Origin of the sequence: Nonomuraea sp. NPDC005730 (assembly GCF_040630865.1) — a bacterium.
In the GTDB taxonomy this organism is placed as follows: Bacteria; Actinomycetota; Actinomycetes; order Streptosporangiales; family Streptosporangiaceae; genus Nonomuraea.
This window is the reverse complement of sequence record NZ_JBEXYK010000004.1, coordinates 71,582-87,742: the sequence shown is the minus strand read 5'-3', so window position 1 is coordinate 87,742 and position 16,161 is coordinate 71,582. Positions and strand designations below refer to the sequence as shown.

General features: G+C 66.2%; 14 protein-coding genes and 1 tRNA gene. 7 read left to right on the top strand and 8 right to left on the bottom strand.

Features of this window, described 5'->3' with window-relative positions; genetic code table 11:
• Positions 1-6: 6 nt before the first annotated feature.
• The 5 genes from ABZ444_RS07830 to ABZ444_RS07810 all read left to right on the top strand — a co-directional run bounded on the left by ABZ444_RS07830 (position 7) and on the right by ABZ444_RS07810 (position 5,348).
• Entirely contained in the window at positions 7-204 is a 198-nt protein-coding gene (locus tag ABZ444_RS07830) for a helix-turn-helix domain-containing protein (RefSeq protein ID WP_357994124.1), read from the top strand.
• On the top strand, positions 204-1,577 hold the full coding sequence (locus tag ABZ444_RS07825; RefSeq protein WP_357994122.1) for a tyrosine-type recombinase/integrase: 1,374 nt from the start codon (positions 204-206) through the stop codon (positions 1,575-1,577). The genes ABZ444_RS07830 and ABZ444_RS07825 overlap by 1 nt, the downstream gene beginning before the upstream one ends.
• 443 nt (positions 1,578-2,020) lie before the next feature.
• Positions 2,021-2,638 carry a hypothetical protein gene (locus tag ABZ444_RS07820; RefSeq protein WP_357994120.1) on the top strand — a complete coding sequence of 206 codons (618 nt, stop codon included), beginning with the start codon at positions 2,021-2,023 and terminating at the stop codon, positions 2,636-2,638.
• Between the two features lie 38 nt (positions 2,639-2,676).
• Positions 2,677-3,990, top strand: a complete 1,314-nt coding sequence (locus ABZ444_RS07815; RefSeq protein WP_357994118.1) for a hypothetical protein — start codon at positions 2,677-2,679, stop codon at positions 3,988-3,990.
• A gap of 128 nt (positions 3,991-4,118) precedes the next feature.
• The gene (locus ABZ444_RS07810) at positions 4,119-5,348 is read left to right on the top strand and encodes a hypothetical protein (protein WP_357994525.1); all 1,230 of its coding nucleotides are present in this window, start codon (positions 4,119-4,121) and stop codon (positions 5,346-5,348) included.
• On the opposite strand, the gene ABZ444_RS07805 is transcribed toward ABZ444_RS07810, so the two are convergent.
• The 4 genes from ABZ444_RS07805 to ABZ444_RS07790 form a co-directional block, all read right to left on the bottom strand.
• Positions 5,270-6,160, bottom strand: coding sequence for a nucleotidyl transferase AbiEii/AbiGii toxin family protein (locus ABZ444_RS07805; protein ID WP_357994116.1), 891 nt, complete (start codon positions 6,158-6,160; stop codon positions 5,270-5,272). The genes ABZ444_RS07810 and ABZ444_RS07805 overlap by 79 nt on opposite strands.
• The gene (locus tag ABZ444_RS07800) at positions 6,160-7,401 is read right to left on the bottom strand and encodes a hypothetical protein (RefSeq protein ID WP_357994114.1); all 1,242 of its coding nucleotides are present in this window, start codon (positions 7,399-7,401) and stop codon (positions 6,160-6,162) included. Before ABZ444_RS07800 ends, ABZ444_RS07805 begins: the two co-directional genes overlap by 1 nt.
• Positions 7,402-7,651: 250 nt before the next feature.
• A tRNA-Tyr gene (locus ABZ444_RS07795) sits at positions 7,652-7,733 on the bottom strand.
• Between the two features lie 87 nt (positions 7,734-7,820).
• Positions 7,821-8,501, bottom strand: coding sequence for a sulfotransferase family protein (locus ABZ444_RS07790; RefSeq protein ID WP_357994112.1), 681 nt, complete (start codon positions 8,499-8,501; stop codon positions 7,821-7,823).
• Positions 8,502-8,720: 219 nt separating this feature from the next.
• Between ABZ444_RS07790 and ABZ444_RS07785 the strand changes: the two genes are divergently transcribed.
• Positions 8,721-9,218 (top strand): YajQ family cyclic di-GMP-binding protein, encoded by a 498-nt coding sequence (locus ABZ444_RS07785; RefSeq protein ID WP_357966563.1) that lies wholly within the window; start codon positions 8,721-8,723, stop codon positions 9,216-9,218.
• Positions 9,219-9,320: 102 nt separating this feature from the next.
• The gene (locus ABZ444_RS07780; RefSeq protein ID WP_357994110.1) at positions 9,321-9,791 is read left to right on the top strand and encodes an NUDIX domain-containing protein; all 471 of its coding nucleotides are present in this window, start codon (positions 9,321-9,323) and stop codon (positions 9,789-9,791) included.
• 143 nt (positions 9,792-9,934) lie between these two features.
• Here ABZ444_RS07780 and htpX read toward each other — a convergent pair whose 3' ends face one another.
• The 4 genes from htpX to ABZ444_RS07760 form a co-directional block, all read right to left on the bottom strand.
• Entirely contained in the window at positions 9,935-10,786 is an 852-nt protein-coding gene (gene htpX, locus ABZ444_RS07775; protein WP_357994108.1) for a zinc metalloprotease HtpX, read from the bottom strand.
• 180 nt (positions 10,787-10,966) lie between these two features.
• Positions 10,967-12,517, bottom strand: coding sequence for an NADH-quinone oxidoreductase subunit N (locus ABZ444_RS07770; RefSeq protein WP_357994106.1), 1,551 nt, complete (start codon positions 12,515-12,517; stop codon positions 10,967-10,969).
• A complete protein-coding gene (locus ABZ444_RS07765; protein ID WP_357994104.1) occupies positions 12,514-14,157 on the bottom strand; it encodes an NADH-quinone oxidoreductase subunit M in 1,644 nt (547 codons plus the stop codon). The genes ABZ444_RS07770 and ABZ444_RS07765 overlap by 4 nt, the downstream gene beginning before the upstream one ends.
• Entirely contained in the window at positions 14,154-16,097 is a 1,944-nt protein-coding gene (locus ABZ444_RS07760) for an NADH-quinone oxidoreductase subunit L (protein ID WP_357994102.1), read from the bottom strand. The genes ABZ444_RS07765 and ABZ444_RS07760 overlap by 4 nt, the downstream gene beginning before the upstream one ends.
• Between the last annotated feature and the right edge of the window lie 64 nt (positions 16,098-16,161).

Genomic DNA, 16,161 nt, shown 5'->3' with positions numbered 1-16,161 from the left:
CCGCCCTTGAAGACAACAACCCGCACCGACGAAAAGCTCACCGTCGCCGAGGTCTGCGCCGAACTCAAGATCGCCCGCTCCACCTTCTACGACTGGCGCGCCAAGAAGCAGGGCCCCCGCTGCATCACCCTCGCCAACCGCGAACTACGCATCCGCCGCTCCGAACTCGACCGCTGGCTCACCGAACGAGAGGACGCCGCCTGATGGGGAAGACCACCTTCAGCGTCCGCTTCTGGGCGATCAAGACATACAAGGGCACCAGGGTCACCACCCACACCGTCCGCTGGATCGTGGACGGTCGCGAGTGGAAGGAGCCCTTCCGCACCCTGGCCCACGCCGAGAGCTTCCGCGCCCAACTCATGACCGCCGCCCGGCAAGGCGAGGCGTTCAGCGTCGCCACAGGACGCCCCATCTCCTGGCAGCGCGAAGAGACCGCTCTCACGTGGTTCACCTTCACGCTCTCCTACGTCGAAGCCAAGTGGCGTTACGCCGCACCGAACCACCGCCGAGGCATCGCCGAGGCCCTCACCGACGCCACAGAGGCCCTCCTGACCAAGCAGAACGGCGGACCAGATACCGACACCCAACGCGCCGCCCTCCGCTGGGCCTACAGCGAGCGCCTACGGGGCGCCGCAGAGCCGCCGGCCGAGCTGGCAGCGACACTGCGCTGGCTCGAAGCCAACACAGTGCCCATGACAGCCTTCGAGGAACCGGGCAAGGGCGCCCTCCTCACACGCGGCATGCTCGACCGGATCAGCCAGACGAGAGACGGTCAGACCGCTGCCGCCAACACGGCGAACCGCAAGCGCATGAGCCTGAACAACGCCATGGAGTACGCCGTAGAGATCGGCACTCTGTCCTCCAACCCACTCAAGGCAGTGAAGTGGACGAAGCCGCGCACACTCACCAGCGTTGACCCACGAGTCGTGATCAACGTCGAACAGGCCCGACGCTTCCTAGCTGCCGTCCATCGCCAAGGCGCACGAGGCCAGCGCATGAAGGCGTTCTTCGGCTGCATGTACTTCGCCGCCCTCCGGCCGGAAGAGGTAGTCGACCTACGCCAGGAGCACCTCGTCAGCCTTCCGGAGGAGGGCTGGGGCGAGATGCGCCTCACTCACGCCGAACCGCGCGCCGGCAGCCGCTGGACCAACAGCGGCAAGGTTCGCGAGCGCCGCTCACTCAAGCACCGAGCAGACGGCGAGACCCGCGCCGTACCCATCCACCCAGAACTCGGCGCGATGCTCCGTGAGCACATCCGCGAGTTCGGCACCGGCCCCGACAACCGCATTTTCATCGGTCCTCGAGGCGGCCTCATGACGGATCGTGCCTACCTGAAAGTCTTCCACGAGGCACGCACTAACGCATTCGCCCCGGCAGAGGCCATGTCGCCTCTCATGCTTGTCCCCTACGACCTACGCCACGCATGCGTGTCCACCTGGCTCAACGCAGGCGTTCCCGCGCCTCAAGTTGCTGAATGGGCTGGCCACAGCGTCAACGTCTTGCTACGCGTCTACGCCAAGTGCATCCACGGCCAGCAGGGCGAAGCAATGCGACGCATATGGGACGCCACCAAGTGACCGCTGTGTTGCGCCGACAAGTTGTGTTCATACGTTCTGGACAGGGCCACACACATCGTTGGAGACTTGATCTATGCCCGCAGCAACCGTGGCAGCGAACAGTACACCGCCATTTCATCAGACAAGATCACTCGGTTTCTTGATTCCCAATCCTCGATCAACTAACACAAGTACACCACTTTTCCCGGCGTCTGCCCAGACGTCGCGCCGCCCATAAGCAACCGAATCCTGGAACCAGGGTCCCGGGAAATTGGCGTGGCCGCACTCAATGATTTGAACTTGGCACTAGCACGTCAGCGACGCTGTGCAACGATTCGATTAGTCGACGCACCGTTACACGGTCGGCATCCCGTTTCGGCATCGCGGCCAAAACAATGAGGAGGAATCATGCATTGGTGCGAGTCTGGCCCAGATGAGCCAGCACGCGTCTCTACGGATCCACGATGAAGGATGAGCGCCTCAGAACTGACGACGATTTCGCCCAAGCTCGCTTCGTCATGCAGGCCGCCCTCAGCCAGAGCGCACAAGCACCCGCGATACGTCACCCCAACGGATTCACGAAAATTCCATTGCCAGCGAGCGCCGACAAAAAGCGGTTATTTCTTCACGTATGGGAGAATTCTGCATCGGATTCACAGATACACGATCACCGCTGGGGATTTACTTCGATTGTTCTAGCAGGCCGTCTTGTTAACACCACATATAATCTCGAACCCTGCGTGAGCGGCATGAGCGATATGCGCGGCGCTCACATAGCAACATACAGTTCAGACGGCGCCACCTTCGCGCTTGAGCCCGCCGGCGGCTCCGCTGTAGTGCCGGTCGTGCGGGCTCGTGTGACCTTGAGCCGCGGCGAGCAATACTCACAGGAACCGACGGAACTGCACAGAGTAGCCGCAGCGGCCGGAACGGTGACCTTCGTGGCACGGGATAGGCATGTCAAGCCCGTCGCCCGGGTGCTGATTGCGAGGGACGGCGGCCCATCCCGAGAGGACTTCACGCGTGTTGCACCCGCAGAGCGTGACGCTTTGATCCGATCCGTGCTACAGCAGATCACGTGAATGCGCGATTGCCGGTGGTCATACGAGCTGCGGCCGGGATGGTGAAGAAGCTGGGCCGGCGCGACATGCCGGCTCTAGCACGCTGCGATGTCGTGCTAGTAGTGCCCGTCGTTATCCCTTCGGGGCCAAAGGAACCGTTTGAGGCGGGGCCTCTAGCCTTACGCTGGCGGATCGGCCGTCGCGACGAACTCGCCGCGACGGCGGAAAGTCGTCGATCATATACCTCCGATGGACTGTTGCCACTCCTCTGGGCAAACACTGTGCGCTGGCATCATGAAGTCAGCGACTTGGCCATGCCGAAGACCGACTTCGTGCTTTCCGGAGTGGAAGTCGTTCGACTCACGCCAGACGCGCTCAGAGCAGCAGGCAGAGTCGACAGCCAAAAAGCGAACGGTGTCGCGTTGCTACACGGCACCTTGCCTGTTCAGAATGGCGAGAGGGTTCCAAGGGCGCTGCACAGAACCTGTAACATCGATCCGAGTCATGGACGAGCGCAGCGAGAATGGATTAGTCGTCAACTGCCCGAAGGGACTACCGTCTCTGCCTCGACGCGTGAAGCTCTCGCATGCACCCTGATCACTGCAGCTAATCGGCTGCCACGACTTTTCCCTCGACAGGAATACGCCGATTGGCAACTTGAGGAACAGTGGCTCTGGAGTCTCTACTACTCCGCCCGCTATCTGCCGGACGCCGAGAATATCGACGACCTCCGCGCCTTGCGCATTCGCATGTCGTCGAAAGTTCGTGGCATCGTTTCTCATAGAGGTCTATCACTGGTCGGTACTACCCGGGACCCGGGCCGTGACACACCCACCAACTTCTACGACGGGACTACCTACCACTTGCGCACCCTCTACGCTGATGCCGTCGCGCTCGCATGCTTGCAGCGGATCTTTCTTGAGGCGATCGGTGGTGCGGTAGCTAGGACCGGGCGTCATGAACCCAAGCGCGACGAGGTCGCCCGCCTGGAACGGGACCTTCTCAGCTTTCGCCGTACTTATTGGTCTGCCCATTTTGGCCGACGAGAAGCCATTGACGTGATTTTGGCTGCCTGCCAGGATCAATTCGGGCTGCAAGCGGAAATGGATCGGCTGACACGGGATCTCGGAGAGTTCTCCCGCCAAGTCCAGGCCGCAGCGAGCGAGACTACCAATGCGATCCTAGGATTGCTTACAGCCGTGGGCCTTCCCATCACGGTTGGGATTGCTATGTGGCAAGGGCTGGCCGACAACGACTACCCGTCACTGTGGAAAACGGTTGCACTGTCGGGGGTTTTCTCGCTGGGACTCGTCCTGGTATTCCCCGGGCTCAAGAGACTGCTTTCAAGCATCTTCTCGTGGAGACGGCGATGAGAACGTTCGAGAGTCCACCGCGGCAGGCACCCGGCTTCCCTCCTGGATGTGCAGACGCTGGTGATGTGCTAGCGGGGGTAGAGGGCTCAGCAGTAACAGTAGTTGTGGTCACTACTGCCCTGCGAAATATGATCGAGGCACAGGGCGATCACATCCGTGGCCTGGAACTCGTGCGCTCCGAGCTGGCCCAATTCGCCACCACTCTTCCGTCGGCCTGGCGAGCCGGGTTTTACGGAAAGGACCTGATCGCCGTCCACCCTGGGGCCAAGCCCAGCATGGCCATGGCCATAGACGAAACCCTGCCTGCCGACTCACGCACCCGGATGGGATGGTCTTGGACCACCGTCGCGCTCTCCGGGTCTCCGAGTCGCCGGATCTCCACCTTGCTGGCCGCCTGCTATCGCGCTGGTGTTGCCGCGCGGGTGCGGCGCAACTATTCAGGCTTGCAAGCTAGTGAGGCTCAGCAGAGCCTTGAGGAGTGGCGCGCCCAACGGCCGAATCCATGTGAACGCGAGGTCGCGTCGATGCTCGCAGCGGTGCTGGTCAGGCCCTACGGCACCCAGGAGGTAGCAGTCGGCGACGGGGATGATCCCCGCTGGCCAGGAGTTCGGCGGGGCGACCGAATCGGGGAGCTTGCTAGCGCGCCGGAAATGCCGTTCTACGTGATCACTGATGTCCATGGCGTTGAGTGGGGGCTGAAGAAGGAATCAGCACCGACTGTCGGGACGAATGCGACAACTTCAGCCGAAGGCAACGCCACACGACTGTTACCCGTGGCACGCGCATGGCTCGCAGCCGAGCGAAGCACAGCCATGATGTTGGACGCGGCGTACAACGACCGCTTGGATCGTGAGCAATCCCTAGCTGTCCACCTCCGCTCTCTCAGTTGTCAGCCAGGAATGCTTTTCGGGACGTTGGGCGACGGCCTCGAAGGGATGGTGCCATCCAAGGATTACTTCAGGACGATCTTGACAGCTACGAATGCCTCCAACGAAGGGCGGCTTCGCAGTGGAGCAGGAGCAGCGAGGGCACAGAAAGCCGATGCGGCAGGTCGGGACGTTGCGCGACGACAGGCTGAGTTCAGCCTCCACGTGACGAAACTGCTCACGCCAGAGGACACACCCTTCGCAGAGTTGCACGTATTCGGAGAACCCCTGCCAGCCCGCGAAAGCCGAATCGTCCTCGATCGGTTACTGCACCTGCGTGATCACCCCAGTCACCACTGGCATCACGCTCGCCGCCACGCGGACCACTGGCTACGACACCTTCCTCCCGCGTCTCACCGCGAGTTCATCGACGCGCTTGGGACACCTCTCCACCGCCACGAGGCGGAGTCCCAATGGAGCGACGCGCCCTGATAAGAGAGGACAGGATCCCAGAAGTGCGTCAGGCGAGCCGCTGCGGTGCTCAGGGCGCCAAAGGAGGACCTCGACTGGAACGAGTGCGCGTCCCAATGGTCCAGCCACTCTACGGGTGGCTCTGGGAGTGTGGTTGGAATCGTCCGACCCATATGCGAAAACTCGATCTCGACGTCATCCCTCAACACCGACGTATCCAGTTGCGCGGCGGCGGGACTCGATGCCGCCACGAGAAAATCCCACAGGTCCGACCAACGAGTATTCACCCGGTTGTCGCTACGCCGCTTGGTATAGCGGAGCAGCTTCTGCGCTAGGCACCTGCTGAGAGTCGCCGCAGGGGCACACGTTGTGGACGTCGGGAACGTTATGGGTATCACCCGTGTGTCAGCGAGTGCGCCTTCCTCCGGGACCGTCAGGACATCTACGGTGATGAAGGCCACTACTGGGTCGCGCCCCACTCCTAGCAGTACTCGGTACACCTGCGGCTTTGCTCTTGGGTCGCTGAACCGCATGGTCTCAGACCCGAGGATGTCCACTGGACCACCCTCGTCATCCATCAGTGACACGGTGTGACGGAGGAGGGCATCAGCAGCGGGTGCTGCGATGCTGACGTCGAGGTCACGAGGAAGTCTGGCAGTCGGCCCAACATGCGCTAGGAGGGCGGCGGCGCCCTTGACATGCCAAAGACCGGAAGGCAGCGCATTCGTCAGGCCCTCAATAGCGGACGCATATGCCCGGATGGATGTCCGGCTGATGAGCGGAAGGACCTCGTAATCGTGCTCGCCCCAGGCGGCCGTCTCGGCGGGATACATCACAGCAGAGTTTCCACGCTAGGCAGATCAGCCCCCCGTCCGCTCAACCACCCACTATCCCGTGCCCATGAGGACAGACGCTTCGTAGGCGCGGGCGTGATCCGGTCCTGCTCAAGTGAGGCCCGCCATGCCAGTGCACGTACGGCTACCACATCGGAGTTCGCTGCGTCTTGGACTGTTCGTTCGGGCAAGGTCACGAGAAGGGCCGGATGACGTATCGCCAAGGCAAGCAGTCGTGCCTGAGGCCACGGTGCTGGCTCTCGTTCCAGCCACTGATGGAAGATTTCCATCCCCTTCGTCGTCTCCGCGAAGTGGTCTAGGTAGTGGATCGCACGCGGAAGCAGGTAAGGATGCGCGCCTGTTATCGCGACAAGATCTCTCAGGGCGATGGCGTCTCCCAAGGGGCCAAGCCGGGACAGCGCATAGCGCGCCGCCCGTACGTCATCGTGTTCAACGGCGAGACGCCAAACCTCCGCAGGCTGACCAGCAACGTTTCTGGCGGGGCCGGCCAGCGGCCATGCTGCCGACCGGATGCCTGTCTTGGCATCGGAAAGTCTGAGCCCCTGGTTAGCCAGTTCCTCGGCGATGAGTTGACGAACTTGCTGGGCTTCGTCGTCGTCGGTGACGAACACGTGGATGTCGTCCGACCAGCGAACCCATCGAGGCCCTACAGCTCTTTCAAGTGCCGCATCAAGCGGCTCGAGTACGGTGCCACAGAGTCGGTTAGCCCAGATATGGCCTCGCAGGCAACATCTGCCGGCGACAGCGTGAAGGGCGGTGAGTTCCTTGGCAAGCGCCGAAGTCATCCACGGCTGCCGCACCAAGATCTCCAGAGACACCGAGGCGGAGAACCGATGCACATCGGCGTACAGCACAAGCGGGTAACGGTCGTCTGTGGACAACTCTCGAAGACGCGCGGCGCGCTTCCAGTAGCCGGCGTGGTAGTCCGAGTAGCTAGAGCGATAGCTGAAGACGCCTGGGGGCGGCAGGTGACCCGTGAGTGCCTCGTCCACGAGCCAGTGCAGGCGAGCACGCAGCATCACGTCGATGATTGCGAGTCGCTCCGAGTGCATGGCCATCTGCACCGTGATCTCGTCCGCCTCAACAGGGCTGGCGGAGGGCGTAGAGCCTTCACCCAGTGCACCTACGGCGTCTACGGCACCGATGGCATCAGGTACCCAATCCGTCAAGAGGTCGGCCACAAAGCCGCGTGCCAAAGCACCATGCCGCTGGTCGGTCACGCCCCACCTACTCCGACGCCTTCGATCGCCACTCATTCCATACGCCAGCTCAGCGAGGTGAGGAGGCAAGGGGGAGGCCGGCCGCTCACCCAGTTCCTCCTCCCTACTCGCGTCGGATCCGTGCCTAGAACTTGGCCGCGTATTAGCCGTGGCTGCCCGCTAAGTACCGGTGACCGTCGTAGACGGTCGGACACAACGCGAGAGGCCCGTCACCGCGTTTCCGCTGGTGACGGGCCTCTTCCCGCTGGTGTGGCAGGTGCAAGGTTCGAACTTGCGTAGGCTGAGCCGACGGTTTTACAGACCGCTCCCTTTGGCCACTCGGGCAACCTGCCGTGCCATCCGCTCTCGCGGCGACAGACAGAAGAATAGCGGACTTCCGAGGTGTACGTGACACCAGTTTGTCCCCAGCCGGATCGTGGTCACCGGCTGCGCCGGAACAGCAGGCGCCCCATCCCGCGTGCGTGCTGGTCGAAGCCTGCCGCGTCGTTGGTTCTGGGGAAGGGTTCGTCCGGGACGGGTACGTCGAGGAAGTCGCATAGTGGCTGCCAGCCCTGGGCGACTTCGAACACCAGCAGGCGGTCCTGGGGGATGGTGGCTTTGACCTCCTCCACGTGTTCGGTGAAGATCTTTAGGGCCAGTTCCGTGTCGGGGGTGGCGCCGCCGAAGACGCGTTCGCTCACGACCAGGCGGGTCATCCGGATGAATGCCGCGAAGTCCGTGTCGAGGAGGCGGGAGAGCGTGGCCATCGTCCGGCCCGACCAGGTGCGGGCGCGGGCCGACTGTTTGAAGATGGTGGCGTTCATGCTGGCCAGCCAGCGTTCCGGGTCGCGGACGGTGAGGATGACCTTGGCGTCGGTGTAGTGGTGGGCAAGTTCGCGCCAGTACGCGGCGGCCGGCCAGTCGACGCAGGAGTCGTACCCCGACATGAGGGTTTCCCAGGTGACCGGACGGCCTTCGGCGAGGTCCAGCCAGCGGCGGATGTGGACGGGATTCTGGAGCACCTCCGTCATGTGATGACATGGGCCGAAGCCCAGACGTTCCAGCGCGGTCTTCGTGGACAACGTTCCGGTACGGCCGAAGCCGGCTCCGATGACTCGCATGATCCCTACCAATACGATCGGAAACTGCGAAATGTGGGCCCACAGGCATGATCCGTCGCCAAGGGCCCGGCATCAAGGCGCCTCACGCCCACGTGGACTGCACGGCGCGCCGATGCTGGCTAGGCTCGTTCGCTGGGTCCGCGCATTTGGCGTACGACGGAGCGGTTTCGCGTACGGCGGAGAGGCGGGACCCCGAATAACGCTTTCACAGCCGAGAGGATGGGTGTTTTGGCCGATTCATCTTTCGACATCGTCAGCAAGATCGACCGCCAGGAGGTCGACAACGCGCTGAACCAGACGGTCAAGGAGATCGGACACCGCTTCGACTTCAAGGGCACCGGGGCGAGCATCAGCTGGACCGGTGACAACATCGAGATCAAGGCGAACAGCGAGGAGCGCGCTAATGCCGCACTCGACGTGTTCAAGGAGAAGGTGGTCAAGCGCGGGCTCTCGCTGAAGACCCTCGACGCGGGCGAGCCCAGGCTGTCGGGCAAGGAATACCGCATGCTGGTCACCCTCAAGGAGGGCATCGACCAGGAGAACGCCAAGAAGATCTCCAAGCTGATCCGCGACGAGGGCCCCAAGGGCATCAAGGCGCAGATCCAGGGCGAGGAGCTGCGGGTCAGCTCGAAGAAGAAGGACGATCTGCAGGACGTCATTTCTCTGCTCAAGGGCAAGGATCTGGACATCGCTCTGCAATTCGTGAACTACCGCTAACAGGTCGGCATCCGGGGCACATGGTGGCGTACGCGCCTTCTTGTGCCTCGGGCCTGCATTCTCGTTGGAACGGGCGAATCCGGCATCGTAAGCTCGACAACCGTGACGAAGATCCCCCTGCGCCGCTTCACGGCACGCGTCCTGCCCCTTGATGCGAAGGACCGGGTGCTGCTGCTGCACGGCTTTGATCCGCAACTGCCGGACGAGCCGTTCTGGTTCACCATCGGTGGCGCGGCGGAGGCCGGGGAGGAGCTTCGGCAGGCCGCCGCGCGCGAGCTGTACGAGGAGGTCGGGTTCCGGCGGGAGGTGGAGGAGTTCGCCGGGCCGTACGGGACGAGCACGATCGAGTTCTGCTGGTCCGATTATGCGATCACGCAGGACCAGACCTTCTTCGCGATCCGGGTGCACGACGCCGCCGTCTCGTTCGAGCACATGGAGCAGATCGAGAAGGAGACGACGACCGGGCATCGGTGGTGGAGCGCGGAGGAACTCGAGAACACCCAGGAGACCTTCTTCCCGGAGGACCTGCCCGCCATCCTGAGGAGGATCACTGCGGCCGGAGAGCTCGGGTAGCCCCGACGTCACTGGACGGCCCTGATCGCTGCAGCAGGACCGCCGAAGAGAAGAGCCCCGTTCAGGGGCTCACGGTCGATTTCGGAGGCGCTGACGCATTCAGCGCGGGCGTGTGCCCGTGGACTTCGTCCTGGCCGGGAAGGTCAGCGGCGGTAGCCGGCCATGCGCTCCAGCCTCGCCACCCGCTCCGACGTGGGCGGATGCGTCGAGAAGAGGCGGCCGAAGCCGGATCCGCTGAACGGGTTCGCGATCATCATGTGGGAAGCCGACGTGAGGCGGCTGTTCTCGGGAAGCGGCAGCCTGCGCGCACCCATCTCGATCTTCCGAAGGGCCGAGGCCAGGGCCAGCGGGTCGCCCGTCAGCCTCGCGCCCGACTCGTCGGCCTGGAACTCTCTGGTCCGGGAGATGGCCATCTGGACCATCCCGGCTGCCACCGGCCCGAGGATCATCATCAGCAGGGCGCCCACGAATCCGGGCCCCTCGTCGTCGTCGGAGCCACCGAAGAAGACGGCGACGTAGCTGAGCCACGTGATCATCGTGGCCAGCGCACCGGCCACGGACGAGACGAGGATGTCCCGGTTGTACACGTGGGACAGCTCGTGCCCGATCACGCCGCGCAGCTCGGACTCGTCGAGCAGCTGGGTCAGACCGTACGTGACGCACACGGCGGCCTTCCGTGGGCTGCGGCCGGTCGCGAAGGCGTTGGGCTGCACAGTCGGGGAGATGTACAGCCGCGGCATCGGCTGGCGCGCCTCGGTGGAGAGCTCGCGGACGATCCGGTAGAGCGTGGGGTGCTCGACCTCGCTGACCGGTCTGGCCCGCATGGCCGACAGCGCTATGCGGTCGGAGAAGAAGTAGGCGACGCCGTTGCTCAGCAGGGCCAGCACGAGCGCGATCTGCAGGCCGGTGCCACCCCCCAGCCACGCGCCCATCATGATGATGAACGCGGACAGACCTCCCAGGAGGATGGCGGTACGCAGACCGTTGTGGTGCAAGGTCTCCCCCCCTTCGTGGTCCGGGTTTCACCTCGTCCAACGACGACGACCCGGTCTATCGTTCCCCGGTGTGCTCAGCTGCGGGCGGAGCGCGACTTACCCCCGTGTCCGCCGGGGAGCAGGGCGGGTTGCGGCCCGGCTGCCCGCATGGGGACAGCCGGTGTCAGGACCCGCCTGCGGTCAGCTCGTGGCCGATAAGGACGTCAGGTCCAGGACGAGCTGCGGAGCGAGCGAGAAGAGGATCGCCACGGCCAGGGCCAGGCCGACGGCGAGCCACGCCGACGGGGACGAGCCCCGCAGGCGCGTCTCCCCGGGAGGGGCGAAGAGGCGGGCCGCCCAGGCTGCGTAGTAGTAGAGGCCGATCACGGTGTTGACGGCCATGACCAGCGCGAGCCAGCCGAGGCCGCCCTCGACGATCGTCCGGAACACGAAGACCTTGGCGAAGAGGCCGGCCAGCCCCGGCGGCAGCCCTGCCAGGCAGACCAGGCAGAAGGCCAGCGCGATGCCGGCCGCCGGGCTGCGGAGGACCAGGCCGCGATAGTCGTCGAGCTCGTTGCGCGGGGCGACCCTGGAGACGAGCATGACGACGGCGAAGGCCCCGAGGTTCATGGCCGCGTAGATGACCAGGTACGCGATGGATGTGCCGGTCGCGGCCTGGGACGTGGCCGCCGTGGCGACGATCGCCAGCGGAGCCAGGATGTAGCCGGACTGTGCGACCGAGGACCAGGCCAGCATGCGGACGGCCGACCGCTGACGCATGGCGAGCAGGTTGCCCACGGTCATGGTCAGCGCCGAGATGACCGCGATCACCGGCCCCCAGGTGGACGACTGGCCGGCCAGCCCGGTGACCAGGACCAGGATGAGCCCCGCGAACCCGGCCGCCTTGGAGATGACCGAGAGCAGGGCCGCCACCGGGACGGGCGCGCCCTGGTAGACGTCGGCCGCCCAGGAGTGGAACGGCACGGCTGCGATCTTGAACGCGAACCCGGCCGCCACGAGGACGACGCCCACCGTGACGACCGCGGGCAGCCCGTGGGCCGTCGCCAAGGCCGTGGAGTGCGTGCCCGCCGCCGCTCCCGGTGCCGGGATCCGGCCGCCCAGGACGGCCGCCAGGCGGGAGAGGTGGACCGCCCCGGAGACGCCGTACAGGAGGGAGACGCCGAACAGCATGACGGCCGTGGACACGACCGACACGACGAAGAGCTTGACCGCGGCCTCGGAGGCGCGGCCGTCGTAGCGTTTGAGCGCGGTGAGGGCGAACACCGGGAGCGAGACCAGTTCGAGTGCCACCACGAGCATGACCAGGTCGCGGGAGGCGGGCAGGGTCACCGCGCCGACGAGGGTGCACAGCAGCAGGAAGTACCACTCACCGGCAGGGATGCCGCCCCCGGCCAGCTCCGTCATCGACATCAGCACGACCACCAGGGCCGCGACGAGCACCAGCCCCGCAAAGGCCGTCGTGAACCGGTCGGCGACGAACGAGCAGAGCGTGCCCGCTCCCCCGGTCGCGAGATCCGGCGGCACGCAGAACGTCGCCCGGGACGTGCCGCCGACGGCCTGCGCGATCACGAACCCGAGTGCCACGACGACCCCCGCCAGGGTCACCAGCCCGAGCGCGGTGCGGGTGCGCGTCGCGGCAGGCAGGAACACGTCGAGCAGCAGCACGAGCCCGGCCACCACCGCCAGGGCCAGCGGCGGCGCGATCACGAAGTAGTCGATCTGCTGAGTCATGGCAGGGCTCCCAGCAGGGTCTGCGCCACCGGCGTGGTGAGTGAGAGCAGGAGACCGGGCCAGAGCCCGAAGAGCACGATCAGGACCACCAGCGGGGTCCACGCCGCCACTTCGTAGGAGCGGAGGTCATCGATGCGCTGCGTGGCGTTCCCGGCTTCGAGTGTCGCGGTCGCCGGCTGCCCGGCGAGCGACTCGTCCGAGCCGAGAGGCACTACGGGGCGTTCGTCCGGGGTCTCCCCCTCCGGCGGGGTCTCCCGCCGCCGCGCGGCTCCCGAAGGTCGGCCATGGGTGACGCGGGACAGCATGAGCACGAAGTACGCGGCCGTCAGGACCGCCCCCAGGCCGCCGATCACCATGTACGTGAGGAAGAGCGCACGTGGCAGGCCGCTCGCCGGCTGGAACGCCCCCAGCAGCGCCAGCATCTCCCCCCAGAACCCGGCCAGACCGGGCAAGCCGAGCGAGGCGATCGCGGCGAACGTGAGCACCGATCCCAGGCGCGGCATCGTGGCCAGGAGGCCGCCGCCGAGGCTCGGCATGTCGGCCGTGCGGTAGCGGTCCTTGATCGCGCCGGCCAGGAAGAACAGCAGGCCGGTGATCAGGCCGTGGGCGACGTTCGCGAACAGGGCGCCGTTGACGCCGACCGGGGTCAGGGTGGCGAAGCCGAGCAGGACGAAACCCATGTGGCCCACGGAGGAGTAGGCGATCATGCGTTTGAGGTCACGCTGGGCCAGGCAGGCAAGGGCACCGTAGACGATGCCGACCACGGCGAACGCCCCCAGCCACGGCGCCACCGCGGTCGCCCCTTCGGGGAGGACGGGGATGGCGATCCTGGCGAAGCCGTACGTGCCCATCTTCAGCAGCACTCCGGCCAGCAGCACCGAGCCGACGGTCGGGGCCTCGGTGTGGGCGTCGGGCAGCCAGGTGTGCAGGGGCCACATCGGCGTCTTGACCGCCAGGCCCACACCGATCGCCACGAACGCCAGGATCTGCACGGACCTGGACATTCCTGCGCCGTGGGCCGCCGCCAGCTCGGCCATGTCGAGCGTGCCGGTCCGCGCCCAGACGAGCAGCAGGCCGAGGAGCATCACGACCGAGCCGAGCAGCGTGTACAGGATGAACTTGACCGACGCCGCCCGGCGCCCGGCGCCACCCCAGATGCCGATCAGGAAGTACATCGGGATCAGCACGATCTCGAAGAAGACGAAGAAGAGCAGCAGGTCGAGGGCGAGGAACGTGCCGATCATGCCGACTTCGAGCACCAGCAGCGTGAACACGAGCGCCCTCGGCCTGTTCCCCAGGAACCGGCTCGGCGTGCGGGGCCGGCCCCAGGACAGGTAGCCGAAGCAGAGGAACGTCAGCAGCGCGGTGAGCACGATCAGCGGCAGGGAGATGCCGTCGACGCCCAGGTGGAAGCGGAGCCCCAGGCCGGGGATCCACGGCTGGTCGATCGCGAACTGCACGCTCGACGGCCGCCCGTGGTCGAACGTGGCCGCCATGACCAGGGCCAGTGCCAGCATGACCCCCGAGAGGATCAAGCCGTACGTGCTCAGGACCGGGCGGAGCGCGCCGGGGGCGAGGAGGAGCACGAGCGCGCCGAGCAGGGGCACGGCGAGCAATGTGACCGACAGCCAGCCCGTCATGTGAGCATCACCGCCCCCACCGCGATCAGGATCACGCCGGCGAGAACGCCGCTGACATAGAGCTGGACGTTGCCGTTCTGGGCCAGGCGCAGCCATCCGGACAGGCCGCGGGCGGTGCGGCCCGACCCGTGGACGGCGCCGTCCACGACCACGTCGTCCGTTCTGACGACCAGCCGGGCCAGGGCCGTGATCGGGCGGACGAACAGCGCCGCGTAGACGTCGTCCACGTAGAACGCGCGCTCGCAGGGCACCCGCAGAGGGCCCAGCAGGCGTGCCGGGTCGGTGACGGGATCGCCGCGCCAGACGGCGTAGACGACGCCGGCGCCGAGCAGGGCGAGCACGACGCTGATCGCGGCCACCCCCAGGTCGACGTGCGGCTGCCCCGCGAAGCCCAGCAGCAGGGCGGGGACCGCGAGGAGCACGACGGGCACGAGCATGGTCCTGGGAGCCTCGGTGACGTCGACGACGTGGGCCGTGCCGGGCTCGGGCTCGGGGAGCGCCACCACTCGCGGCGGCCCGAAGAACGTGCGGAGCCAGGCTCTGGTGGCGTACGCGCCGGTGACGGCGACGGTCGCGAGGGCGCAGCCGTACAGGAGGAGGGCGGCGGCGTCCGTCAGGCGGCCGCCGGCCAGCGCGCCGTCCATGGCCGCCAGGACGCCGTCCTTGCTGAAGAAGCCGCTGGCCGGCGGGAGGCCCATCAGAGCGGCGAACCCCACCGTCATCGTCACGAACGTGACCGGCAGCTCGCGGCGCAACCCGCCCATCTGGGTCATCAGGTTGGAGCCGACGTGGTGGATCACCACTCCCGCGCACAGGAACAGCAGCGCCTTGAACGCCCCGTGGGTCACCAGGTGGAAGATCGCCGCCCGGTCGGAGCCCGCGGCCAGGCCGCCGGCCATGTAGGCGAGCTGGCTGACCGTGGAGTAGGCGAGCACGCGTTTCAGGTCGTCCTGGGCGAACGCGGCCAGTGCGGCGCCCAGCATGCCGATCGCCGCGATGACGGCCAGGACGTCGAGCGTGGGACGGGCGGCGAGGAAGGCGGGAAAGAGCCTGGCCACGATGAAGATGCCGGCGGCGACCATGGTGGCGGCGTGGATCAGCGCGCTGATCGGGGTCGGGCCGGCCATGGCGTCCGGGAGCCAGGTGTGCAGCGGCACCTGGGCGCTCTTGCCGGCGACGCCGCACAGCAGCAGCATGGTGGCCGTCGTGAGGGTGGCCGCGGACATGTCGGGGACCTTCGCCAGCACGTCGGCGACGCGGAAGCTGCCCGCCGCCGTGCCGAGGACGAAGATGCCGAACAGGAAGCCGACGTCGCCGAGCCGGGTGACGAGGAACGCCTTGACCGCCGCGCGCGAATTGCCCCGGTCTTCCCACCAGTGACCGATGAGGAGGTAGGAGCACAGGCCCATGATCTCCCAGCCCACGTAGAGGACCAGGAGGTCGCCCGCGTAGACCACCAGGAGCATGGCACTGGTGAACAGGCTGATGAACGCGCTGTAGGAGGGGTAGCGGGGATCGTCTTTGAGATAGCCGACCGAGTAGACATGCACCGCCAGCGCCACCAGCGTCACGAGGACGCCGAGGACGGCCGACAGGTCGTCGGCCAGGAGGGTCAGCGAGATCGGGACGCCGCCGGTGACGATCGAGCCGTACGTGCGGCCCACGGGCTCCGAGGGGGCGCCGCCTTCGAGGAACGTGAAGCCAGGCCCCCAGGCCAACCAGAGAGCCAGGACGGCCGACACCGCGGTCGGGATGACGGCGATCCAGGCGGCTCGGATGTTGGCGCGTTCGCCGGCGGTCTTCTCGGCGGCCGCGAGCCGCGCTCTGCCCGGTGGTTGTTTTTGGACTGCGGGGCGGCCGTGCGGCCAGCGGGAGAGCAGCAGGCCGGTGGCCGCCGCGATGGCGGGCAGCAACACGGCCAGCAGCGGGAACGTCGTCACAGCTCGCCCCCTCGCCGGGCGCGGTGGTCCTCAGAGGGGGGCCGGCCTGGGCCGGCCGGCGAGG